The 21,104-nt window shown below is 68.2% G+C and carries 18 protein-coding genes; 6 read left to right on the plus strand and 12 right to left on the minus strand.

All coding sequences use genetic code 11. The features are described 5' to 3' along the window. Nucleotides 1-127: 127 nt before the first annotated feature. The 5 genes from R1Z03_RS09600 to R1Z03_RS09620 all read right to left on the minus strand — a co-directional run bounded on the left by R1Z03_RS09600 (nt 128) and on the right by R1Z03_RS09620 (nt 6,955). Nucleotides 128-1,873 (minus strand): methyl-accepting chemotaxis protein, encoded by a 1,746-nt coding sequence (locus R1Z03_RS09600; RefSeq protein WP_317359046.1) that lies wholly within the window; start codon nt 1,871-1,873, stop codon nt 128-130. 356 nt (nt 1,874-2,229) lie between these two features. After that, nucleotides 2,230-2,883, minus strand: a complete 654-nt coding sequence (locus R1Z03_RS09605; protein ID WP_317359048.1) for a TetR/AcrR family transcriptional regulator — start codon at nt 2,881-2,883, stop codon at nt 2,230-2,232. 132 nt (nt 2,884-3,015) lie between these two features. Next, complete coding sequence (locus R1Z03_RS09610) at nt 3,016-3,711, minus strand: GntR family transcriptional regulator (RefSeq protein ID WP_272567760.1); 696 nt, start codon at nt 3,709-3,711, stop codon at nt 3,016-3,018. Nucleotides 3,712-3,743: 32 nt separating this feature from the next. Beyond that, nucleotides 3,744-5,585, minus strand: a complete 1,842-nt coding sequence (locus R1Z03_RS09615) for a methyl-accepting chemotaxis protein (RefSeq protein ID WP_317359051.1) — start codon at nt 5,583-5,585, stop codon at nt 3,744-3,746. 86 nt (nt 5,586-5,671) lie between these two features. Continuing rightward, nucleotides 5,672-6,955, minus strand: a complete 1,284-nt coding sequence (locus R1Z03_RS09620; RefSeq protein ID WP_317359053.1) for a C4-dicarboxylate transporter DctA — start codon at nt 6,953-6,955, stop codon at nt 5,672-5,674. Nucleotides 6,956-7,220: 265 nt separating this feature from the next. On the opposite strand from R1Z03_RS09620, the gene R1Z03_RS09625 reads away from it, so the two are divergent. Further along, nucleotides 7,221-8,108, plus strand: coding sequence for a DUF6402 family protein (locus R1Z03_RS09625; RefSeq protein WP_317359056.1), 888 nt, complete (start codon nt 7,221-7,223; stop codon nt 8,106-8,108). Nucleotides 8,109-8,112: 4 nt separating this feature from the next. After that, nucleotides 8,113-8,508 (plus strand): hypothetical protein, encoded by a 396-nt coding sequence (locus R1Z03_RS09630; protein ID WP_317359059.1) that lies wholly within the window; start codon nt 8,113-8,115, stop codon nt 8,506-8,508. A gap of 22 nt (nt 8,509-8,530) precedes the next feature. On the opposite strand, the gene R1Z03_RS09635 is transcribed toward R1Z03_RS09630, so the two are convergent. From R1Z03_RS09635 to R1Z03_RS09650, 4 genes are read right to left on the minus strand one after another with little or no spacing between them, the layout of a single operon-like run. Next, the gene (locus R1Z03_RS09635; RefSeq protein ID WP_317359062.1) at nt 8,531-9,775 is read right to left on the minus strand and encodes an ArgE/DapE family deacylase; all 1,245 of its coding nucleotides are present in this window, start codon (nt 9,773-9,775) and stop codon (nt 8,531-8,533) included. Then, on the minus strand, nt 9,772-11,547 hold the full coding sequence (uraD, locus tag R1Z03_RS09640) for a 2-oxo-4-hydroxy-4-carboxy-5-ureidoimidazoline decarboxylase (RefSeq protein ID WP_317359064.1): 1,776 nt from the start codon (nt 11,545-11,547) through the stop codon (nt 9,772-9,774). Before uraD ends, R1Z03_RS09635 begins: the two co-directional genes overlap by 4 nt. 5 nt (nt 11,548-11,552) lie before the next feature. Then, the gene (gene puuE / locus R1Z03_RS09645; protein WP_317359067.1) at nt 11,553-12,536 is read right to left on the minus strand and encodes an allantoinase PuuE; all 984 of its coding nucleotides are present in this window, start codon (nt 12,534-12,536) and stop codon (nt 11,553-11,555) included. Between the two features lie 7 nt (nt 12,537-12,543). Then, nucleotides 12,544-13,209 (minus strand): GntR family transcriptional regulator, encoded by a 666-nt coding sequence (locus R1Z03_RS09650; protein WP_317359070.1) that lies wholly within the window; start codon nt 13,207-13,209, stop codon nt 12,544-12,546. Between the two features lie 84 nt (nt 13,210-13,293). On the opposite strand from R1Z03_RS09650, the gene R1Z03_RS09655 reads away from it, so the two are divergent. Next, nucleotides 13,294-14,652 (plus strand): glycerate kinase, encoded by a 1,359-nt coding sequence (locus R1Z03_RS09655; protein ID WP_317359073.1) that lies wholly within the window; start codon nt 13,294-13,296, stop codon nt 14,650-14,652. Nucleotides 14,653-14,794: 142 nt separating this feature from the next. Here R1Z03_RS09655 and ggt read toward each other — a convergent pair whose 3' ends face one another. Continuing rightward, a complete protein-coding gene (gene ggt, locus R1Z03_RS09660) occupies nt 14,795-16,606 on the minus strand; it encodes a gamma-glutamyltransferase (RefSeq protein WP_317359076.1) in 1,812 nt (603 codons plus the stop codon). A gap of 252 nt (nt 16,607-16,858) precedes the next feature. On the opposite strand from ggt, the gene R1Z03_RS09665 reads away from it, so the two are divergent. After that, nucleotides 16,859-18,331, plus strand: coding sequence for a cellulase family glycosylhydrolase (locus R1Z03_RS09665; protein ID WP_317359080.1), 1,473 nt, complete (start codon nt 16,859-16,861; stop codon nt 18,329-18,331). A 142-nt stretch (nt 18,332-18,473) separates the two neighbouring features. Here the strand turns inward: R1Z03_RS09665 and R1Z03_RS09670 are convergent, their stop codons facing one another. Then, nucleotides 18,474-18,908: a VirK family protein gene (locus R1Z03_RS09670; RefSeq protein ID WP_317359083.1), complete on the minus strand. Its 435-nt coding sequence runs from the start codon at nt 18,906-18,908 to the stop codon at nt 18,474-18,476. Between the two features lie 273 nt (nt 18,909-19,181). Here R1Z03_RS09670 and uraH point away from each other — a divergent pair, with 273 nt between their 5' ends. After that, nucleotides 19,182-19,532 (plus strand): hydroxyisourate hydrolase, encoded by a 351-nt coding sequence (gene uraH / locus R1Z03_RS09675; RefSeq protein ID WP_284396223.1) that lies wholly within the window; start codon nt 19,182-19,184, stop codon nt 19,530-19,532. A 19-nt stretch (nt 19,533-19,551) separates the two neighbouring features. On the opposite strand, the gene R1Z03_RS09680 is transcribed toward uraH, so the two are convergent. Beyond that, nucleotides 19,552-20,040 (minus strand): hypothetical protein, encoded by a 489-nt coding sequence (locus R1Z03_RS09680; protein WP_272569618.1) that lies wholly within the window; start codon nt 20,038-20,040, stop codon nt 19,552-19,554. A 144-nt stretch (nt 20,041-20,184) separates the two neighbouring features. On the opposite strand from R1Z03_RS09680, the gene xdhC reads away from it, so the two are divergent. Next, nucleotides 20,185-21,027 carry a xanthine dehydrogenase accessory protein XdhC gene (xdhC, locus tag R1Z03_RS09685; RefSeq protein ID WP_317359087.1) on the plus strand — a complete coding sequence of 281 codons (843 nt, stop codon included), beginning with the start codon at nt 20,185-20,187 and terminating at the stop codon, nt 21,025-21,027. Nucleotides 21,028-21,104 lie beyond the last annotated feature (77 nt).

Below are 21,104 nucleotides of genomic sequence, written 5' to 3' on the forward strand. Positions count from 1 at the left end.
AAATCCTCCCTGCCAATGCGGATTGCGCATGGCGTGCAACGCGTTCGCAAGGGCCCGCGCGATGGCGCCGCCATGGTGCGGGCATCCCGTCGCCATGGTGTCGCCATCGCGCCGCCATCGCACGGCTTCAGAAGCTTTCCCACGCTTCCTGGCTGTCCTTCGGAGGCAGCGCGCGCGGCGCAGCCCGTGCCGGCGCGGGCCGTGCCGCCGCCCTGGCGTGGGGGAGGGTGCGGGCCGGCTGGCTGCGATGCACAGGCGCCTCGCGCGGGCGCAGGAGCGGGGCATTCGCCCTGGCCGCAGCCGGCGGTGCCGAAGGCAGGGGTGCGGCTTCGTCGAGCTTGAAGACGCCCACGGCGGCCACCAGCTGCTTGACCTGCTGGTCGAGGCTGTCAGCCGCCGCTGCGGATTCCTCCACCAGGGCCGCGTTCTGCTGCGTCACCTGGTCGAGCTGCATCACGGCTTCGTTGATCTGGCTGATGCCCGAGGTCTGCTCCTGGGTCGCCGACGTGATCTCCTGGATCAGGTGGCTGACGCGCTGGACCTGCCCGACGATGTCCTCCATGGAGGTGCCCGCCGCATTGACGAGCTGGCTTCCGTTGGCCACCTTGTCCACGCTGTCGTGGATGAGCGTCTTGATCTCCTTGGCGGCTTCGGCGCTCTTTTGGGCGAGGCTGCGGACCTCGCTGGCCACCACCGCGAAACCGCGGCCCTGCTCGCCGGCCCGGGCCGCCTCGACGGCGGCATTGAGGGCCAGGATGTTGGTCTGGAACGCGATGCCGTCGATGACGCCGATGATGTCGGCGATCCGCTGGGACGAGTGGTTGATCTCCCCCATCATCGACACGACCTGCCCGACCACCTCGCCGCCCTTTTGGGCGGCCTGGCTGGCGGACTGGGCCAGTTGGGCGGCCTGCTTGGCGGTGTCCGCGCTGCTCATCACCGTGCTGGTCAGCTCCTCCATGGAGGCAGCGGTTTCCTCCAGGTTGCTCGCCTGCTCTTCGGTGCGTTGCGACAGGTCGGCGTTGCCGGTGGCGATCTGGGTCGCGCCCACGGCGATGTTGCCGCTGCTCGCGCGCACCGTGCCGACCACCTCGCGCAGCGAGGTCTGCATGGTCTGCATGGCCGCCACCACGCTGCCCGGAGCAGCGCGGGAGGTGTCGATGGGGAAGGTCAGATTTCCCTGCGCGATGGCACCGGCCACCCGTGCCACATCGGCGGGCTCGCCGCCCAGTTGGCGCGTGAGCCCCCGCGTGAGCAGGACGCCGATCAGGATGCCCAGGACCACGCCGCCGATCGTGAGGCAGATGAGGATGAGGCGCACCTGGAGGTAGATCTCGGTGGTCTTGTCGTTCAGGCTCTTGGCATTGCTGCGCTTGCGTTCGACGATCTGTCCCAGCAGCTCGTCGGCCTTGTCGGCGAGCTGCCTGACTTCGTGGATTCTGGTCACCGAGGCACGCGTGTTCGCCAATTCTTCTGTCTGCAGCAGCGCGAGGACGGATTGAATGCCATCGTCGTAGGCCTTGGCGGCTTTCTGGCTCTCGGCCACTAGGGCTTTGCCCTGTGCCGTCACGGAGAAGTTGTCTGTCTTGTTCAGCGATTCGTGCATCGCCTTCAAGCGGGCCTGCACCGATTCCGTGTGGGTACGCCGCTCCTCCTGCGTCGATGCGAGCAGGGCATTGCGAATCGCCCGGCCTGCAGCGATGAGCTGGATATTGGCGTCCGCCGCATGGGACAGGCCGACCACCTCGCGCTCGTACATCAGGTCTGCCAGGTCATTGATCTCACTGGATCGCAGGATGCCGGCCGTACCGATCAACGCGCCGATCGCCGCGACTGCCAGAAAGCCGGCGATCAGCTTGGTGCCGACCTTCATTCGTTTAAACCATTCCATTTTCGAAGCCCGTTTGGATTGTCAAAAACCAGCGGTGGCGCTGGCGACGCATTGGATTGCCGCAGGAATGGCCCGTGCCTCGTGAGCACTGGGTGGAGGGGCGTTGATTCAAGAGGCGCCGTGACGCACCTCTTGCCAGCAAGGTCGAGAGCCGCTGTTGTCTTTTGTCGTTGTGGGAGCGGATGGCGAAGCCTTGCAGAAACCCGTCGCGGGACCGTGCCACTGCCTGTGTAACCAATTGTTTCAAATCCTATCAGAAATGAAACTGATGGGTTTCATTAATGGCCAGGCCTGTCAGCAAGCAACAACAAGAGGAGATGTTGAAACCCTGCTGGCGCTCAGGTGGCGCGGCAGCCGGCCAGGAACACCGCCACGGACCGGTGCATGAGCTGCGCCTGCTCCTCGGGCGATCCGGGATGCATCGCGAAGGCCGCCAGGTTCTGCGCCGGCGACGAGATCAGGCTGGCGAACACCTTCGCCAGGGTGGGCAAGTCCTCCACCACCATGGCTTCGCTGGCGAACAAGTCCGCCAGATGCCGTGCCAGCAGCGCCAGGTATTGCTCGATCAATCCATGGACCAGCGGGGCCAGCTCCGGGTGGAGCGCGATGCCATGGATGGAGAATCGAAGCCAGTTCTGCATGCCGGGGTGCAGCAGCGTGGCATTCATTTCCATGCCGATCCGCACCAGCTTGTCCTGCAGGGGCAGGCCGGGCGCGAACTGGAAATCGAGTTGCAATGCCGGCAGCGCGGCGGCCGCCAGCACCTCGCGCAGCAGGTTTTCCTTGGACTCGAACCGGGTGTAGATGGTGCGCTTCGTCACGCCCGCCGCAGTGGCGATGGCTTCCATGCTGGTGCCCGCGTAGCCGTGCTCCAGCATGAGGGCGGCTGCCACATCGACAATGATCTGGCGCAGCTCCTGCGCGCGCTGGGCGCTGGGGCGCCCGAGCGGGGAGCGGCCGACGGGCGGGGCACGACCTTCGGTGGGGGGCATGGTGGCGGGTCGTGTCTGTCGCTGTGGGGCACGAATGCTACGCCCGCGCCGCCCCTGCCGCCTGGGGAACTGCCTCTAAACGGAGATGGGATGGCGAACCGGTGGCGCCCCCGATGGGCTGGCGCGTGCGAATCAGCCCCGCGTGCCGTCCCGCGCCGGCAGCGGCGCCAGCGAGTCGCGCAGGCGGTCGTGCGTGCGGGGCGCCTGCGAATCGAGCGCCTGCTCCACATGCCCGATGTGCGCCAGCATGCGCTCGCGCGCCAGGGCCGTATCGCCGCGCTCGAGGGCCTCGACGATGGCGGCGTGCTCGGCGCACGACTGGCTGGCCTCGTGGCGCGACTGGTAGAGCGAGGCGGCCAGCGTGGTGCGCGCGGTGAGGTCACGCAGGATGCCGCTCAGGCTGCGGTGGCCCAGGGCTTCGGCCAGGCACACGTGGAAGTCGGCCAGCAGAAAGGCCCGGGTGGCGGCATCCGCATCGTCGATGGCCTGCTGCTCCTGCGCGATGTGCTGGCGCAGGCGGCGCACCACCGCCTGCAGCGGCCGCCCGGCTTCGGCCAGGATGCCGGATTCCACGATGCGCCGCGCCGAGAAGGCATCGCGGGCGTCTTCCACCGAAGGCTCCACCACGTACCAGCCCCGGCGCGGCCGCACCTCGACGAAGCCGCGCGCCTGCAGTTGCATGAGCGCCTCGCGCACCAGGGTGCGGCTCACGCCGAACAGGGTGGCCAGCGCCTGCTCGCCCAGCCGCTCGCCGGGGGCGAGCTTTTGCGCCAGGATGGATTCCACCACCTGCTGGGCGATCTGGGTCTGGCTGCTGGCACCGTTCATGGTGGGCAAGGGGCGGTGGCGGCCGTCGCTTTTCAGCGTGGCAGGGCGAGGGGCGCCGCGCCGCCGTGGCCTGCGGCGTGCTTGTCCAGCGTGAAGCCGGCCACGGTGCGCGAGAGGTTGTGCGCCTGCTCGTTGAGCACGCCCGAGGCGGCGGTGGACTCCTCGACCAGCGCGGCGTTCTGCTGCGTGGCGCGGTCCATCTCGGCGACGGCCTGGTTGATCTGGCCGATGCCGGCGCTCTGCTCGGTCATCGAGCTGTTGATCTCGCCGATGATCTGCGTGACGCGCTGGATGCTGTCCACGATCTCGCCCATGGTCTCGCCCGCCGCGCGCACGCGCTGGGTGCCGGTCGTCACGCTCACGCCCGAGGCGTCGATGAGCGTTTTGATCTCCTTGGCCGCCGTGGCGCTGCGGTGCGCCAGGCTGCGCACCTCGCTCGCCACCACCGCGAAGCCCCGGCCGTTCTCGCCGGCACGGGCGGCTTCCACGGCCGCGTTCAGGGCCAGGATGTTGGTCTGGAAGGCGATGGAGTCGATCACGCCGATGATCTCGCCGATCTTGGACGAGGCCTTGGAGATCTCGTCCATGGTGGTGACAGCGCTGGCCACCACTTCGCCGCCCTTGCTGGCCGATGCGCTGGCCGAGGTGGCCAGGCGCGTGGCCTGCGCCGCCGCTTCGGCGGACTGCTTGACGGTGACGGTGAGCTGCGACAGCGAGGCCGAGGTTTCCTGCAGGTTGCTGGCCGAGGTCTCGGTGCGGTTGGACAGGTCGTGGTTGCCGGCCTTGATTTCGTCGGTGGCCGTCTTCATCGATTCGACGCCATGGCGCACGTCCTGCAGCACGGTGCCGATCTTGTCCACGAAGGCATTGAACGACGAGGCAATCTGCGCCACCTCGTCGCTGCCGGAGACGGGCAGACGGTGCGTCAGGTCGCCGCCGCCCGAGCCGATCTCGTCCATGGCGTCGCGCACCTCCGACAGACGGCGGAACGACTTGGCGGTGAGCATCGCGCCCACCGCAGCCGCCAGCACGGCCAGCAGCACGATGGCCACGGCCAGCGTCTGCAGCACGCTGCGCAGGCCGGTGGTGGCCTCGGCCTTGTCCAGGGCCACGATCAGCGACCAGTCGGTGCCCTGCACCGGGCGGGCCTTGAGCAGCTTGGCGCTGCCGTTGAGCTCCACCTCCATCGACCGCGTCGCGCTTGCGAGCGAGGCCATGGCGGCGGGGGTGAGCAGGGGCGAGAGTTCGGTCACCGGCTTGAGGCTGAGCTTGGCGTCCGCGTGGGCCAGGATCTGGCCGTCGCTGTTCACCACGAAGCCCAGGCTGCTCGGCGTGGGGCGGATGGCGGCGACCACTTCGCGCACGCCCTCCAGCGGCACGGCGCCGTTGACCACGCCCTGCAGCGCGCCGTTGCGCAGCAGCGGCGCGACGAAGGCCACATAGGGCACACCGGTGGTGGAGTCGCCATAGGGCTTGGTGACCGCCAGCTTGCCGGCCTGCACCGCCGCCTTGTACCAGGGGCGGGCCGTCGGGTCATAGCCCGCGGGGGTCTGCGTGGTGGACTTGAAGGTCTTGTCCTCCCAGCCCACGGTGGTGATGGGAAAGCCGTTGGCCTTGCCCATCAGGGCCACGTAGCCCTGCGGATCGCCCAGTTCCACGACCGCCGCGGTGGCGTTCACGGCGGCCGCCTTGGCGGACACCCACTGGTCGATGGCCATCGTGTTGCCCGCCGTGATGGCGTTCAGGTCCTGTTCGATGGTCTCGAACGTGTTGGTGCGGGTGATGGAGTAGGTGGCGGCACCGGTCACCGCCAGGGCACAGACGACGGTGGCGGTGCTGATGACGAGGATCTTGGAGCGCAGAGACTGGATCATGGCGGCCTCGGAAAAAGAAGTCCTGCATTACACCGTAGTTGCGTTACCGGTGCTTACAGCATCCTGGAATGTGTGTGGAAGCCGCACTACACGTCCGTGGGCGCATCCAGCGCCTTGCCATCCAGCACGGCATGTGCTCGGTTCCGGTCGATGTCGCCTTCCCACGAGGCGATGGCCACCGTGGCCACGCAGTTGCCGATCAGGTTGCCCACCGCGCGGGCGATGCCCATGAACCAGTCCACCGACAGCACCAGCACCAGGCCGATCGCGGGAATGGCCGGAATCGCATGCAGCGTGGCCGCCAGCACCACGATGGCCGAGCCCGGCACGCCGTGCGCGCCCTTGGAGGTCACCAGCGAGATCGCCAGGATCGTCAGCAGGTCCGCCATGGAAATCGGCGTGTTCGTGGCCTGCGCGATGAACACCGCCGCCAGGGTGATGTAGATCGAGAACGCGTCCAGGTTGAACGAATAGCCCGTGGGAATCACCAGGCCCACGGTCGAGTCGCGGATGCCCATGTGCTTGAGCTTGGCCATGACCTGCGGCAGCACGCTGTCGGACGACGTGGTGGCGAACACCACGGCCAGCTCCTCGCGCAGGTAGCGCAGCAGCTTGAACAGGCTGAAGCCCGAAAACCGCATGATCAGCCCCAGCACCACGACCACGAAGATGAACACTGCCGCATAGAACAGCGCGACCAGCAGGCCCAGCTGCTTGAGCGAGCCGATGCCGTACTTGCCCACCGTGAAGGCGATGGCCCCCAGCACGCCCAGGGGTGCGAGTTGGATGATCAGGCCCATCGCCTTGAACAGCACGGCGGAAAAATCATCGATGAGCGAGACCACCCGGGCGCCGCGCTCGCCCACCAGCGACAGCGCACAGCCGAACACGATGGAAAACAGCAGCACCTGCAGCACGTCGCCCGTGGAGAACGCGCTGATCGCCGTGTTGGGAATCAGCTTGAGCAAAAAGTCGCTGAAGCCGCCCCCCGCCAGCTTGTTGGCGTTGTCGGCATAGGCGCCCATGGCCGAGGCGTCCAGCGCCCGCGGGTCCACGTTCATGCCGACACCCGGCTCGAACACGAAGGCCAGCACCAGCCCCAGGACCAGCGCGATGCTGGTGACCACCTCGAAATAGATCAGCGACTTGATCCCCACGCGGCCCACCCGCTTCAGATCCCCCGTGCCCGCGATGCCATGCACCACCACGCAGAACACGATGAGCGGGATCAGCATCTTGATGAGCTTGATGAAGCCGTCGCCCAGGGGCTTGAGCTGCACCGCCCACTGGGGCCAAAGCAGACCGACGATGACGCCGGCGATCAGGGCCAGGACCACCCGGCCGAACAGGGAACGGAAGAAGCGTTGCATGGGATCTCCGAGAGTCGTCACATTGGTTCACCAATCTTGCATACAAGAAATGTAGACATTCGCCGGCCCGGCGGGTTGGGGGTTATCCCGTGTGTGGCGCAGGCTCCACGGAAGAGCGCCGGTGTCGGTTCGGAGACCGATCCGTGGAACCGCAGGCTTTCGATTGGTAACTATTAATCACCATTCGGGTGACTGTATTCACTGAACTCCTGCCTATCATTCGCGCCTGCCAATGGAAGGCATGAATAACAAAGGGAGTGAAGCCATGAATGACATCGTGACAGTGCCGCAAGCCGCACTGCGCGCTGAACTGGCGCGCAAGCTCGCGCCCAAGTACGCCACACGGCTTTTTCAGCTGCGTGACATTCCGAATGTGATGCGGTCCCGGCTGGGGTGGCCGGTGGCGTCGAACTTGATGGAGCGGTGGTTCAACGGGGCGGCGTATCAAATCACCCCAGAGGTGAAAGCCAGCGCGGAGGGCCAGCGATTGAGTCAAATACCTTCTTCGCAACTTGCGGAAGATCTCGTGAGCATGCAATGGGCTCTTGGCTTTGCTCGTGTTAGAGATGCGATGGCAAGGCTGCAAGCCAATTGGGCAAGTCCAGCTGGATTGGCAATGTTGAAGCGCCGGGTCGGGGACCAGCTTTTTGTCCAACAGTGCTGGCGTCTCGGGAATTTAGCCCTGCCCGCCAAAGTTCTTGAAAATACTTGCCAGGTGAACTTTCTTGTCTTTGGCCAATGGAGCGATCCGATGGACGACTTTTATGGGGCGATGGGAGAAGCACAACTCAAGGTGGCTGTGTCTGGAATGGTCTCTTCTTCAGGGCAGGGGCGGGTCACTGTGGAAATCGACGAATTGGGTTTTTACCTGCGGGATGCGTACGATTTCAATGACAGCCGATCTTTCATTTCTCAGCCTTTGGGTTGCTGGGGATTCAACGGCATGGAATGCGGTATTCGCACCAGATTGAATGTGCCGATTGAAGAAGTGACAGTAGACGAGGCCCCTTCATCCGTGCAGCGCTACAAGTACATCGTGCAAAACCAAGACTTTCGCCGTTGGAGAGAGAAGCATCACCGGGGCGGTGATTTCATGGTGCTTTCAAACGTGCATCGAATCAAATTGCCTTTTCCGCAGAAATTCTCCTGGTGAGCGTATGCAAATCGTCCGCAACCACCTGAAAAAAGTCTTTTGGCTGTCGATTTTTTTAGGGCTCGTAAGCGGGCTCTGGCAGGGTTCGCAACCCCGCCTGTTTCATACCGCGATCAGTCCTCGAAAGGTCTACCGAGTCGAGTATTACGAGGCGTCGTACCTGCAAAGTCTCATCCACCATGATTTCAAGATGCCTGCATTTGCCCGGCTATACCGCATCCAGCCTGAAACCCTTCTTGGTGAAAGCAATGTGGTGGATCTCTGGATGAACGGGGAGCTCTACTGGTGGCTGAATCCGCCCGTCAATGCAGTGCAGGTCGGGCGCGACATCGTTTTCGAGAACGTACCGCCGGAATGTACGGATTGCCCCAGGCTGCCGGCGTCCGCCGTCATGCCCTGACCGGCGAGCCGCCGTCCTCTCTTCACCCCAGCAGGTCGTGCAGCGTCCGCGCCACCACCTTGGTCGCGCGCCGCAGGTCTTCCAGGTCCAGGCGCTCGTCGGCGCGCTTGGCGTGCGACTCCAGCACGGTGCGCGGGCCGGCGCCGTAGATCACGCCGGGAATGCCGGCCTCGCCGTACAGGCGTACGTCCGTGTACAGCGGCGTGCCCATGGCCGGGATCGGCTGGCCGAAGAGTGCCTCGCCGTGCTTTTGCAGCGCGGCCACCAGCGGGGCGTTGCCCGGCAGCGGCTGCATGGCGTTGGCCAGCAGCAGGCGCTTGATGTCCACCGTGATGCCGACGCAGCCCGCGGCGGCCTCGGCGATCACGCGGCGGATGTCGGCCTCGACCTCGGCGGGGTTTTCCTCGGGGATCATGCGGCGGTCGAGCTTGAACACGACCTTGCCCGGGACCACGTTGGTGTTGGTGCCGCCTTCGATGCGGCCGACGTTCAGGTAGGGGTGCTCGATGCCGTCCACCTTCGAGGTGATCTGCTGGTAGCGGGCGTTCTGCGCATAGAGGGCGTTCAGGATCGCGACCGCGCCCTGCAGCGCGTCCACGCCGGTGTGGGGAATGGCGGCATGGGCCATCTTGCCGTGCACGGTCACCTCCATCTGCAGGCAGCCGTTGTGCGCCGTGACGACCTCGTAGCTGAAGCCGGCGGCCAGCAGCAGATCGGGCCGCGTCAGGCCCTGGCGCAGCAGCCAGCCCGGGCCCAGTTCGCCGCCGAACTCTTCGTCGTAGGTGAAGTGCAGTTCCACCGCGCCCTTGGTCGGTTTCGCCACGGCCTCCAGGGCGCGAAGGGCGAAGGTGAAGCTGGCGAAATCGCTCTTGCTCACCGCGGTGGCGCGGCCGTAGATCTTGCCGTCCACGATCTCGCCGCCGTAGGGGTCGTGCGTCCAGCCTTCGCCGGGCGGCACCACGTCGCCGTGGGCATTGAGCGCCACGGTGCGGCCGCCCGCGGCGGTGGCGCCCTCGCCATACGGCCGGCGCACGATGAGGTTGGTGATGGATTCCATGCCGTAGGCCTTGACCTCGGAGTCGGGCACGGGGTGGCGCTCGGCCTCGTAGCCGAAAGCCTGCAGCAGCTCTGCCGTGCGCTCGGCGTGCGGTGCGTTGTTGCCGGGCGGCGTGTCGGTGGGCACGCGCACCAGCGCCTGCAGAAAGCGCACTTCTTCGTCGAAATGTTGGTCGATCCAGGCGTCCAGTGATTGGTAGGTGCTGCTCATGGGGTTTCGGTGGCCAGTTGGTTCAGAAGGTGGGAGAAGGCGTCGACGGCGAGCTGCATGTCGTCGCTGGTCGTGCTTTCCAGGGGGTTGTGGCTGATGCCGCTGTTCAGGCCGCGCACGAACAGCATGGCCTGCGGCATGATTTCGTGCAGCTTCATGGCGTCGTGCCCGGCACCGCTGGGCATGCGGTGCACCGGCACGCCCAGTGCGTCCACCGCGCGTTCCCAGCGCTGCTGCCACGCGGGTGCGCTGGGCGCGGCGGCGGCGCGCATGGTTTCTTCCAGCGTGTAGTGCATGCCGCGCCGCGCGGCGATGGACTGCAGCGCAGCCAGTACATCGGCCACCAGCGCATCGCGCTGGGGATCGGTGGGGGCGCGCAGGTCCAGGCTGAACTGGCAGCGCCCCGGCACCACGTTGATGGAGCCGCCGGGCACGTTCAGCAGGCCCACGGTGCCCACCGAGTCGCCGTCGCGCGCGGCACGCGCCTCCACCGCGAGGATGAGTTCGGCCACGGCCGCGGCCGCATCGCGGCGCCGGTCCATGGGCGTGGTGCCGGCGTGGCTCGCCATGCCGTGCATCTCGCCCACGAAGCGCACGCTGCCGTTGATGGAGGTGACCACGCCCAGGGGCAGGTCCAGTTCGTTGAGCACCGGGCCCTGCTCGATGTGCACCTCGACGAAGCCGAGGTAGCGGCCCGGGTCGCGCTGCAGCTTCGGAATGTCGTCGATGCACAGGCCGGCATGCTGCATGGCCTCGCGCAGGGTCACGCCGTCGGCGTCCTTCTGGTCGAGCCACGCCGGGTCGAAGTCGCCGATGAGCGCGCCCGAGCCGAGGAACGTTGCCTTGTAGCGCTGGCCTTCCTCCTCCGAAAAGCCCACCACCTCGATGCCGAAGGGCAGGCGCCGGCCCTGGCGGTGCAACTCGCGCACGCAGGCCATGGGCACGAAGATGCCCAGCCGGCCGTCGTACTTGCCGCCGTTGCGCACGGTGTCGTAGTGGCTGCCGGTCATGAGCAGGGGCGCATCGGGCGTGGCGCCGTGGTAGCGGCCCACCACGTTGCCCACCGCGTCCACGGCCACTTCGTCGAAGCCGCAGTCGCGCATCCAGTGGCTGATGCGCTGCGCGCAGGCGCGGTGCGCATCGGTCAGGTAGGTGACGGTGAGCTGGCCCTTCTCGGCAAAGCCCGGGTCGCTGTGCTGCGCCAGGGTTTCCTGCCAGTCCCATACGCCGTTGCCCAGTGCGGGCGCCACGCCGAACAGGTCGTTCAGGCGGATCTCGGCGATGCGGTGGATGTTGCGCAGCGCCTCGGCCAGTTCGAAGTCCGGTGGGTTGGAAAGCCGGCGCGCGAAGGTGTCGATGATGTCCTGCCGGGGCAGCCCCGTGCCGCGCGGGCCGCGCACCGCGAGGATGAACGGGAAGCCGAAGCGTGCGTTGTACTCGGCGTTGAGCTGCTGGATGCGCGCGAACTCGTCGGGCGTGCACTGCGTGAGGCCGGCCGTGCCCTGCTCGCGGGCCGACTCGGCCGTGAGCGCGTTCGCCACCATGGCCTTGCCCGCCAGTTCCGGATGGGCGCGCACCAGGGCCAGCTGCGCCTCGCGCGGCGCCTGGGCCAGCACGCGCACCATCGCGTGCTTGAACTGCGCGAGCGAGCGCAAGGGCCGCGCGGCGAGCGCCTGCGCGGCGATCCACGGCGAATGCTCGTACAGGCCGTCCAGCAGGCGCGCGGCCTCTTCGGGGGCGGCGGCATTCAGTTGTTCGAGGGTGAGGGGCATGGCGTTCACTCCGGGCAGGGATGGGCCTCGGCCCAGTGGCGTGCGATGTCGATGCGGCGGCACACCCACACGTGGTCGTGCCGCTGCACGTGGTCCAGGAAGCGCTGCAGCGCGGTGATGCGGCCCGGGCGCCCGAGCAGCCGGCAGTGCATGCCGATGCTCATCATCCTGGGGCGGTCGTCGCCGGCGGGGTCGCCCTCGGCGTACAGCGCATCGAATGTGTCCTTCATGTACTGGAAGAACGGGTCGGCGTGCGAGTAGCCCTGGGGCAGCGCGAAGCGCATGTCGTTGCAGTCGAGCGTGTAGGGCACGATGAGCTGCCGGGCCGTGCTGCCGTCGGTCCGGGCGACCTTCATCCAGAAGGGCAGGTCGTCGCCGTAGTAGTCGCTGTCGTAGGCAAAGCCGCCGTGGTCGGCCACCAGGCGGCGGGTGTTGGGGCTGTCGCGGCCGGTGTACCAGCCCGCGCCGTGCACCGTGCCGGGCGCGCCGTGCCGCTGGCCCGTGAGCGCTTCGAAGATGGCCAGGGCCTCGGCCATGTGGGCGCGCTCCACGGCCTCGGGCACGTTCTGGTAGTGGATCCACTTGAGACCGTGGCAGGCGATCTCGTGGCCCAGTTCCATGAAGGCGGCGGTGACGTCGGGGTGGCGCTGCAAGGCCGTCGCCACGCCGAACACGGTGAGCGGCAGGCCGCGCCTTTCGAACTCGCGCAGCAGGCGCCACACGCCGGCGCGCGAGCCGTATTCGTAGATCCCCTCCATGCTGATGTGCCGGTCGGGGTAGCTGGCCGGGTTGAACATTTCCGACAGGAACTGCTCGCTGCCGGCATCGCCGTGCAGCACGGCGTTCTCGCCGCCTTCCTCGTAGTTCAGCACGAACTGCACGGCGATGCGGGCGTTGCCCGGCCAGCGCGCGTGCGGCGGATTGCGCCCGTAGCCCACGAGGTCGCGGGGGTAGGGCAGGGTGGCGTCGTAGATCGGGGCGGCGGTCATCGGGTCCTCACGAAAGAGCCATGGAGATGTCGTTGGGGGGCAGCTTGCGGTCGAACATCAGGCTGTCCTGCACATGCAGCAGGTGCGCGTCCATCAGGCGCACGGCGCGCTCCTCGTCGCGCGCGGCCAGGGCCCTGACGATCTCGGCATGCTCGTCGTGCGAGTGCGCGGCCTCGTCGGCGCTCTGGTACATGAGCGTGATCAGCGCACAGCGCGAGATCAGCTCCTGCAGCATCTGTGCCAGCACCTGGTTGCCCATCAGCTCGGCCATGCGCACATGGAAGTCGCCCAGCAGTTCGGTGCGGTCCTGCACGTCGGCGCCGTCCACGGCGGCCTTCTCGCGGGCCACGTGCTCGCGCAGGGCGCGGATGCGGGCGGGGGTGACCTCCCGCACGAAGGCGCGGGTCATCTCGGCCTCCAGCATGCGGCGCACGGCGAACACCTGCCGCGCCTCGTCGGCGGAGGGCGCGGCCACGAAGGCGCCGCGCGCGGGCGCCAGGCGCACCAGCCGCTTTTGCGACAGCTGGAACAGCGCCTGCCGCACCAGCGTGCGCGAGACGCCGAAATGGTCGGCCAGTTTCTGCTCCGCCAGCTTGGCGCCCGGCAGCAGCCGGTGCTCGACGATGGCCCGCGTCAGGTCGCCGACGATGGCACTGGTGGTGGAGGTTTGCATCGGCGCATGATAGCCGTGGCCCAGCAATGTGTATACAGTTTTGGTGGACGATGTGGCGCCGACCCGTTCGGCCAGAATCCGGGGATGACCACCCCCAAGACCCCTGCCGCCGCCGGCCTGCCGGCCTTGCCCGTGTCGCCGCCGGCCAGCCAGCCGGCCGCGTTCCTCCGCCATCTGTACGACGTGGCCGTGCACGCCGCGTTGCCGGCCCATGGCTTGGCCGCGCACCTGCCCCCGCCGCCGCGCGGGCGCACGCTGGTGCTCGGGGCGGGCAAGGCGGGAGGCTCGATGGTGCACGCGCTGGAGGCGCTGTGGCCGGCCGATGCGCCGCTGTCGGGCCTGGTCGTGACCCGCTACGGCCATGTGCCCGAACGGCCGCCCGGGTTGCCGCAGCGCGTGGAGATCGTGGAGGCCGCGCACCCCGTGCCTGATGCGGCGGGCCTGGCGGCGGCCGAGCGCATGCTGGCGCTCACGCAGGGGCTCACGGCCGATGACCTGGTGCTGTGCCTGATCTCGGGCGGCGGCTCCGCGCTGCTCACCCTGCCGGCCGAGGGCCTGACCCTGGCGGAAAAGCAGCGCATCCACCGCGCGCTGCTGGAGAGCGGCGCCGGCATCGCCGAGATGAATTGCGTGCGCAAGCACCTGTCGCGCATCAAGGGCGGGCGGCTGGCGGCCGCTTGCGCGCCGGCCCGCGTGGTCACTCTGGCCATCAGCGACGTGCCGGGCGACGACCCCGCCGTGATCGCCAGCGGCCCCACGGTGCCCGACGGCACGACCTGCGCCGAGGCGCTGGACATCCTGGCGCGCTACCGCATCGACCTGCCCGCGCCGGTGCATGCGGCGCTGCAGGCCGGCGCGCTGGAGACCCCCAAGCCCGGCGACGCGGCCTTCGGCGGCCACGCGGTCCACCTGATCGCCGCGCCGCAGCAATCGCTGGAGGCCGCCGCGGCGGCGGCGCGCGCGGCCGGCGTGGCGGCGTACATCCTGTCCGACGAGATGGAGGGCGAGTCGCGCGAGGTGGGCCGCGTGCATGCGGCGCTGGCGCGCTCGGTGGCGCAGCGCGGCCAGCCGTTCGCGCGCCCCTGCGTCATCCTGTCGGGCGGCGAGACCACGGTGACCGTGCGCCCGCGCGCTGAGGGCGTGCCCCGGGGCCGGGGCGGGCGGGCGGGGGAGTTCTGCCTGGGCCTGGCCCAGGCGCTGCAGGGGCAGCCCAACGTATGGGCGCTGGCGGCCGACACCGACGGCATCGACGGCGTGGAGGACAACGCCGGCGCGATCGTCACGCCAGACACCCTGGCACGGGCGCGGGCGGCCGACCTGGCCGTGGCCCGCCACCTGGACCGCAACGACGCCTACGGGTTCTTCTCGGCGCTGGGCGATCTGGTGGTCACCGGGCCCACGCACACCAATGTGAATGATTTCAGAGTGCTATTGATTCAATAGCGTTATTCCCTAGTGGAATATGCGCTGCAGGCCTTTTTGGCTTGAAGCTTCCCACGGGCCCACGCTCCCATGAAAAAAGGCCGCGCCCCTCGCGGAGCGCGGCCTGTCAGGGCGGGAAACGCCGCGGGTCGGTAGCCCAGCGTCAATAGCCCAGCGTCTCGCCGTCGGGGTTGCGCGGGTCGGAGGCGCCGTACAGCAGCCCGTCGTGGAACTGGATGGTCTGCGTGCGGCCCATCGAAGGCTTCACGGCGATGTGGTGGCCGCGGGCCTGCAGTTGCGACAGGGTGTCGGTGCTGAGGCCCTTTTCCACGCGCAGCTCGTCGGGCGTCCACTGGTGGTGCACGCGCGGCACCGAGGCCGCCTCGGCCGGGTTCATGCCGAAGTCAATGGTGTTCACGATGGTCTGCAGCACCGTGGTGATGATGCGCGCGCCGCCGGGGCTGCCGGTCACGAGCATGGGCTTGCCGTCCTTGAGCACCATGGTGGGCGTCATCGACGACAGCGGGCGCTTGTTGGGCGCCACCGCGTTGGCGTCGCCGCCGACCAGGCCGTAGGTGTTGGCCACGCCGGGCTTGGCGGAGAAGTCGTCCATCTCGTTGTTCAGCAGGATGCCGGTGCCCTTGGCGACGATGCCGCTGCCGAAGTTGGTGTTGAGTGTGTAGGTCACCGCCACGGCGTTGCCCGCCTTGTCCACCACCGAGTAGTGGGTGGTCTGGTCGCTTTCATACGGCTGGGGCTGGCCGGGCTTGATGTCCTTGGCCTGGCGCGCCGTGGTGGGGCTGATGCCCTTGGCCAGCGACTGCGCGTAGGCCTTGGAGGTGAGGCCCTTGAGCGGGATCTTCACGAAGTCCGGATCGCCCAGGTACTCCGAGCGGTCGGCGTAGGCGAGCTTCATGCTCTCGGCCATGTAGTGGATCGTCTGCGCGCTGTTCTGCCCCCATTGCGACAGCGGCCACTGCTCCAGCATGTTCAGCATCTGCACCAGGTGCGCGCCGCCGGAGGACGGGGGCGGCATGGTCACGATCTGGTAGCCGCGGTAGGTGCCGCGCACCGGCTCGCGCTCCACCACCTTGTAGGCCGCCAGGTCCTGCAGCGTGAGGGCGCCGGGGTGGGGCGCCATCTCGGCGGCGATGCGGCGCGCGATGGGGCCCTGGTAGAACGCCTTGGCACCCTGCTGGCTGATGAGCCGCAGCGACTGCGCCAGGTCCTTTTGCACCAGCCGGTCGCCGACCTTGAGCGGGCTGTCGCCGCGCCAGAAGATCTGGCGAGTCGCCGGCCACTTGCCCATGTTGGCCTTCTCCTGGTGCAGCGTCTTGGCCAGCGTGAGGCTGACGGGAAAGCCCTTGTCCGCCAGCGCGATGGCTGGGGCGATCACGCGCGACAGCGGCAGCGTGCCCCAGTTCTTGAGCGCATGCTCCATGCCCGCCACCGTGCCCGGCACGCCCACGGCGTAGGGCGTGTACAGGGACTTGCCGTCCACCACGTTGCCGTTGGCGTCGAGGTACATGTCGCGGGTGGCCTTTTGCGGCGCCACTTCGCGGAAGTCGAGCGCCACGTCCTTGCCGGTCTTGGCATCGTGCACCATCATGAAACCGCCGCCACCCAGGTTGCCCGCATTGGGCAGCACCACGGCCAGCGCGAAACCGATGCCCACCGCGGCATCCACCGCATTGCCGCCGGCCTTGAGGATGTCCAGGCCCACGCGCGAGGCCAGTTCCTGTTCGGTGGAGACCATGCCGTTGCGCGCCACCACCGGGTGGAACACATCCATGTCGAAATCGTAGGAATTGCTGGCGGCGCGGGCCGCGGCCGTCTGCTGCACGGCCTGCGGCGCGGCGGCGGGCGCTCCCTCGGCACTGCCGGGGCCGGCCGTGGGCACGTTGGTGCAGGCGGCCAGGCTGCCCAGGGCAAGGGCCAGGCTGCTGGCCAGCAGCGTGCGTTGGATGGGGTTCATGCTCTCTCCTCGTTATGAATCGGTGGACGCCCAGCGGCGGCGCCGTGGCGAGTGTAGAGAAGTTGCCTGCCGCTTCCCTGCGGCAGCGCCTGTCGGTGCACCTCCCATTTGCATTTGCGAACGTCTGCGGTGAAAAGTTGCACTTTGACAGGGAACTCTGGCCCTAGCATGTCAGCCGGTTTCCGCCAGGAAGAATGTTGGCCGTGGTCGCGGCCCTCCGGCGGGCCTTCCTTTCAACCACGGAGGTGCGACATGGCGATGAAATCCTTACTGAAGAAGCTCGTGCTGGGCGGCTGCCTGCTGGCGGCCAGCAGCCTGTCCTGGAGCTATGCGATCGATGCCGGCAAGGTGGTGGACGACAACGGCAATGCCGTGCAGCTGCGCGGCGTGAACTGGTTCGGCTTCGAGACCAACACCAACGTGGTCCACGGGCTGTGGGCGCGCAACTGGAAGGACATGATCACGCAGATGCAGGGCCAGGGCTTCAATGCCGTGCGCCTGCCGTTCTGCCCGCAGACGCTGCGCGGCACGCCGCCCAACAGCATCGACTACGGCCGCAACGCCGACCTGCAGGGCCTGAGCGCCCTGCAGGTGCTGGACAAGGTGGTGAACGAGCTGAGCAGCCGCGGCATGTACGTGCTGCTGGACCACCACACGCCCGACTGCCAGAGCATTTCCGAGCTCTGGTACACCGGCTCGTACAGCGAGCAGCAGTGGATCACTGACCTGACCTTCGTCGCGCAGCGCTACGCCAGCGTGCCCGGCGTCATCGGCCTGGACCTCAAGAACGAGCCGCACGGCGCCGCCACCTGGGGCACCGGCAATGCCGCCACCGATTGGAACCGCGCGGCCGAGCGCGCCTCGGCCGCCGTGCTGCAGGTGGCGCCCCGCTGGCTGATCGTGGTGGAAGGCGTGGCGGAGAACCCCAGCTGCTCCAGCAGCGGCGGCCACTGGTGGGGCGGCAGCCTGGAGCCGCTGGAGTGCACGCCGCTGAACATTCCGGCCGACCGCCTGCTGCTCGCGCCGCACGCCTACGGGCCGGACGTATACGGCCAGCCGTATTTCGGCGCCTCCAATTTCCCCGACAACATGCCCGCCATCTGGGAGCAGCACTTCGGCCGCTTCGTGCAGGCCGGCCACGCCGTGCTGCTGGGCGAGTTCGGCGGCAAGTTCGGCCAGGGCGATGCCCGCGACGTGGCCTGGCAGAACAAGCTGGTGGACTACCTCATCGGCAAGGGCATCCGCAGCGGCTTCTACTGGTCGTGGAACCCCAACAGCGGCGACACGGGCGGCATCCTGAACGACGACTGGACGACGGTGCGCACCGACAAGGTCACGCTGCTCCAGCGCCTGTGGGGCGACGGCTCCAGCACCCCTCCCACGACGCCGCCGACCACACCGCCCACCACCCCTCCGACCACGCCCCCGACGACGCCGCCCACTACACCGCCGACCACCCCTCCCACGGGCGGCGCCAGCTTCAGCACCCAGGTCATCGTGGACAGCGAATGGAACACCGGCTACTGCGAGCGCGTGCAGGTCACCAACACCGGCGGCGTGGCGGGCGACTGGGCCCTGAATCTGACGATCACCGGCACGGTCAACAACCTCTGGAACGCCGTGTGGTCGCAATCGGGCAGCACGCTCCACGCGTCGGGCGTGGACTGGAACAAGACGCTGGCCCCCGGAGCGAAGGCGGAATTCGGTTTCTGCGCGGCGCGTTGACGCGGCGGGCCTTCAACGGCTTCGATAATCCGCAAAAATGCCGCCCGGAATATGGGGCGGCAGCATTTTGAAAATCACCCTGCACCGCCCCGCCGATCGTTGGGATCGGCGGGGCGGTGTGCTTTGTCAATCCTTGGTGGGATTAATCGGCGTGAAAGCGCAGGCCCTGGTTGATCGCGCAACGGTAGGCCAGCGGTTCGGCGCGCTGCTGGTAGCCGGGCAGGTCGAAGACGAACATGGTGAAGTCGATGGTGCCGTCCGGGCGCACCTGGTAGCGCAGCAGCTGCTGGATCGGCATGCCGTCGCGCGCGACGGTGAAATGGGCGTCGCTGAAGGACAGCGTGCCGTCTTCGACGATGCGGTAGGCCTCGATGCGCAGGCCGCCGCGCGTGCGGCTGGGGGTGGCGTTGGCGGAGTTGGGGGTGCACAGCGAGAGGTCGATGGCGACCGACACCGCGTCCCCGGCGGCCAGCGCCTGCTGGATGTCGGCCGGATTATCGAGCCGGCTTTTGGCGCTGGCCGGCAGGGCCATCAGGGAAAGCGAAGAAGCCAGCAAAACGGCGGCAAGGCGTTGCATTGGAAAAACCTCCATTCATGGTTTTGAGTATCTCGGCTTGAAAATTCAAGCGTGGCGATGATATCCAAGCCATGGCAGGAAAATCGCCGAGATTTGTATGCTGAGAAGCATTTTTGTAAATGTCAGAAAGATATTCGGACAAACTGCCTGGGGTATGAGGCAGGCGCGCCGTGCGGGCCATGGCGGCCATGCATACTCGGCGGGTCGTCCGCTCGCCGCGCTGCCGGCGGGGGCGGTTTCCGATCCCTTCAATCCACCCCAAGGAGATGGCCCATGGGCCTCAGCACCCACGTTCTCGACACCATGCACGGATGCCCCGCGGCGGGCATGGCCGTGGCCCTGTATGCCACCCATGGCGAGGCCGCCACGCTGCTGCAGCGGCTGGTGCTCAACGCCGATGGCCGCACCGATGCGCCGCTGTTCGACAACGCCAGCCTGCGCGCGGGCACCTACCGCCTCACGTTCGACGTGGCGGGCTATTTCCGCAGCCGGGGGGTGCAACTGCCCGAGCCGAACTTCCTGAACCAGGTGAGCCTCGATTTCGGCGTGGCCCACGCGGACCAGCACTACCACGTGCCGCTGCTGGTCAGCCCGTGGAGCTATTCCACCTACCGCGGCTCCTGAGCGCGCATGAAAGCCCGGCTCAGAGCTGGCCCTCGGTCAGCGTGTCGAGCTGGAAGCGCCCGGACTTGTGCCACAGCCAGGTGTCGGTGTAGGTGACCTTGCCCATCCGCGAAGGCACGGGGTAGGGCGCGGCGGCGCGCACGGTGCGCTCGATCTCGGCGATCACCTCGGGCGCATGGCGCGGCGCGCGCATCCAGTTCAGCCGGGTCACGCGGCCGGCGCGGTCGATGTCCACCTGCAGCGTGCCGATGGCGTACAGCAAGGGCGGCAGCTTGCCCTTGTAGATGCGGTGGGCGTTCAGGCCGTACAGGTGGGTGGCGGCGTCCTGCCGGTAGGCGCGGGGCGTTTCGGCGGCCGAGGGGCGCGCGGAGCCTTGCTCGGCAGGCACCGGGCCCACCACCTCCTTCTCCAGCGGGCTGCTGGTGTCCGACGCGGCCTTGGCGGGCGGGGGTGCCGGTTCCGGTCCCGATGACCGGCAGGCCGCGATGAGGGATGCCAGGGCGGCCATGACGCTGGCCGCCAGCCACCGGCCGCGCGGCCGGCGAGGAAGCCGTTCAGGAGAAGGGGTGGGCATGGGCAGGTCTCGCTGTGGCTATGCTGTGCGGTGCCCGTGCTGCCGTTGCGCGGGGCGTACCGGAGGACTCGGATGGTGATGGCGGCGTTGCATCGTTTGCTGGAGGGCTTGGCGCACGGCCCGGCCTGCATGGTGGAGGTGGAGTCTACCCAAGGCTCGGTGCCGCGCGAAAGCGGTGCGTGGATGGCCGTGCTGGCCGATGGCCTGGCCGGCACCATCGGCGGCGGGCGGCTGGAGTTCGATGCCATCGCGCAGGCGCGCCGCCGGCTGGCGGGCGAGGGGGGCCCCGCCGTGCTGCGGTTCGCGCTCGGGCCCAGCCTGGGGCAGTGCTGCGGCGGTGTGGTGTTCCTGCGGTTCACCGTGGTGGGCGCGGGCGAGCGTGCCGCGCTGGCGCAGCGGCTGGCACCCCGGCGCACGCCCGTGGCGCTGTTCGGCGCGGGCCATGTGGGGCATGCGCTGGTCCGCGTGCTGTCGGCCCTGCCGTTCGCCCTGACCTGGATCGACAGCCGCGACAGCGTGTTCCCCGCATTCCCCGTGGCCCCGGCCGAGGCGCCGCCAGGCGTGGCGTGCGAGCACTCCGATCCCGTGCACGCCGCCGTGCCGTCGCTCGCGCCGGGCTCGCAAGTGCTCGTCATGAGCTTCAGCCACGCCGAGGACCTGGACGTGGTGGCCGCCTGCCTGCTGCGCCAGCGCGAACGGGGCGACCTGCCCTTCATCGGGCTCATCGGCAGCCGCACGAAGTGGGCGACGTTCTCGCACCGGCTGGCCGCGCGGGGCTTCGCGCCCGACGAACTGGCCTGGGTCACCTGCCCCATCGGGCTGCCAGGCATCGCGGGCAAGGAGCCCGAGGTGATCGCCGTGTCGGTGGCGGCGCAGTTGCTGGCCCTGCCGGTGCCGCCGGACCCCGCGCAGCCCGGGTAAATCCGCACGCCGCCGTGCCGCGCCGGGCGTTCGGCAGGAACGATTCCTGCATACACTCGCGGCACAGGTCGCAGCGG

This window comes from Acidovorax sp. BLS4 (genome assembly GCF_032929295.1).
GTDB lineage: Bacteria > Pseudomonadota > Gammaproteobacteria > Burkholderiales > Burkholderiaceae_C > Paracidovorax.

Coding starts and splice junctions, on each gene's coding strand:
- puuE (WP_317359067.1), bottom strand. CDS start 12,536: ATGACCGCCGCCCCGATCTACGACGCCACCCTGCCCTACCCCCGCGAC.
- R1Z03_RS09620 (WP_317359053.1), bottom strand. CDS start 6,955: ATGCAACGCTTCTTCCGTTCCCTGTTCGGCCGGGTGGTCCTGGCCCTG.
- R1Z03_RS09655 (WP_317359073.1), top strand. CDS start 13,294: ATGACCACCCCCAAGACCCCTGCCGCCGCCGGCCTGCCGGCCTTGCCC.
- uraH (WP_284396223.1), top strand. CDS start 19,182: ATGGGCCTCAGCACCCACGTTCTCGACACCATGCACGGATGCCCCGCG.
- R1Z03_RS09625 (WP_317359056.1), top strand. CDS start 7,221: ATGAATGACATCGTGACAGTGCCGCAAGCCGCACTGCGCGCTGAACTG.
- R1Z03_RS09610 (WP_272567760.1), bottom strand. CDS start 3,711: ATGAACGGTGCCAGCAGCCAGACCCAGATCGCCCAGCAGGTGGTGGAA.
- R1Z03_RS09605 (WP_317359048.1), bottom strand. CDS start 2,883: ATGCCCCCCACCGAAGGTCGTGCCCCGCCCGTCGGCCGCTCCCCGCTC.
- R1Z03_RS09600 (WP_317359046.1), bottom strand. CDS start 1,873: ATGAAGGTCGGCACCAAGCTGATCGCCGGCTTTCTGGCAGTCGCGGCG.
- R1Z03_RS09650 (WP_317359070.1), bottom strand. CDS start 13,209: ATGCAAACCTCCACCACCAGTGCCATCGTCGGCGACCTGACGCGGGCC.
- uraD (WP_317359064.1), bottom strand. CDS start 11,547: ATGCCCCTCACCCTCGAACAACTGAATGCCGCCGCCCCCGAAGAGGCC.
- xdhC (WP_317359087.1), top strand. CDS start 20,185: ATGGCGGCGTTGCATCGTTTGCTGGAGGGCTTGGCGCACGGCCCGGCC.
- R1Z03_RS09670 (WP_317359083.1), bottom strand. CDS start 18,908: ATGCAACGCCTTGCCGCCGTTTTGCTGGCTTCTTCGCTTTCCCTGATG.
- R1Z03_RS09615 (WP_317359051.1), bottom strand. CDS start 5,585: ATGATCCAGTCTCTGCGCTCCAAGATCCTCGTCATCAGCACCGCCACC.
- ggt (WP_317359076.1), bottom strand. CDS start 16,606: ATGAACCCCATCCAACGCACGCTGCTGGCCAGCAGCCTGGCCCTTGCC.
- R1Z03_RS09630 (WP_317359059.1), top strand. CDS start 8,113: ATGCAAATCGTCCGCAACCACCTGAAAAAAGTCTTTTGGCTGTCGATT.
- R1Z03_RS09680 (WP_272569618.1), bottom strand. CDS start 20,040: ATGGCCGCCCTGGCATCCCTCATCGCGGCCTGCCGGTCATCGGGACCG.
- R1Z03_RS09665 (WP_317359080.1), top strand. CDS start 16,859: ATGGCGATGAAATCCTTACTGAAGAAGCTCGTGCTGGGCGGCTGCCTG.
- R1Z03_RS09635 (WP_317359062.1), bottom strand. CDS start 9,775: ATGAGCAGCACCTACCAATCACTGGACGCCTGGATCGACCAACATTTC.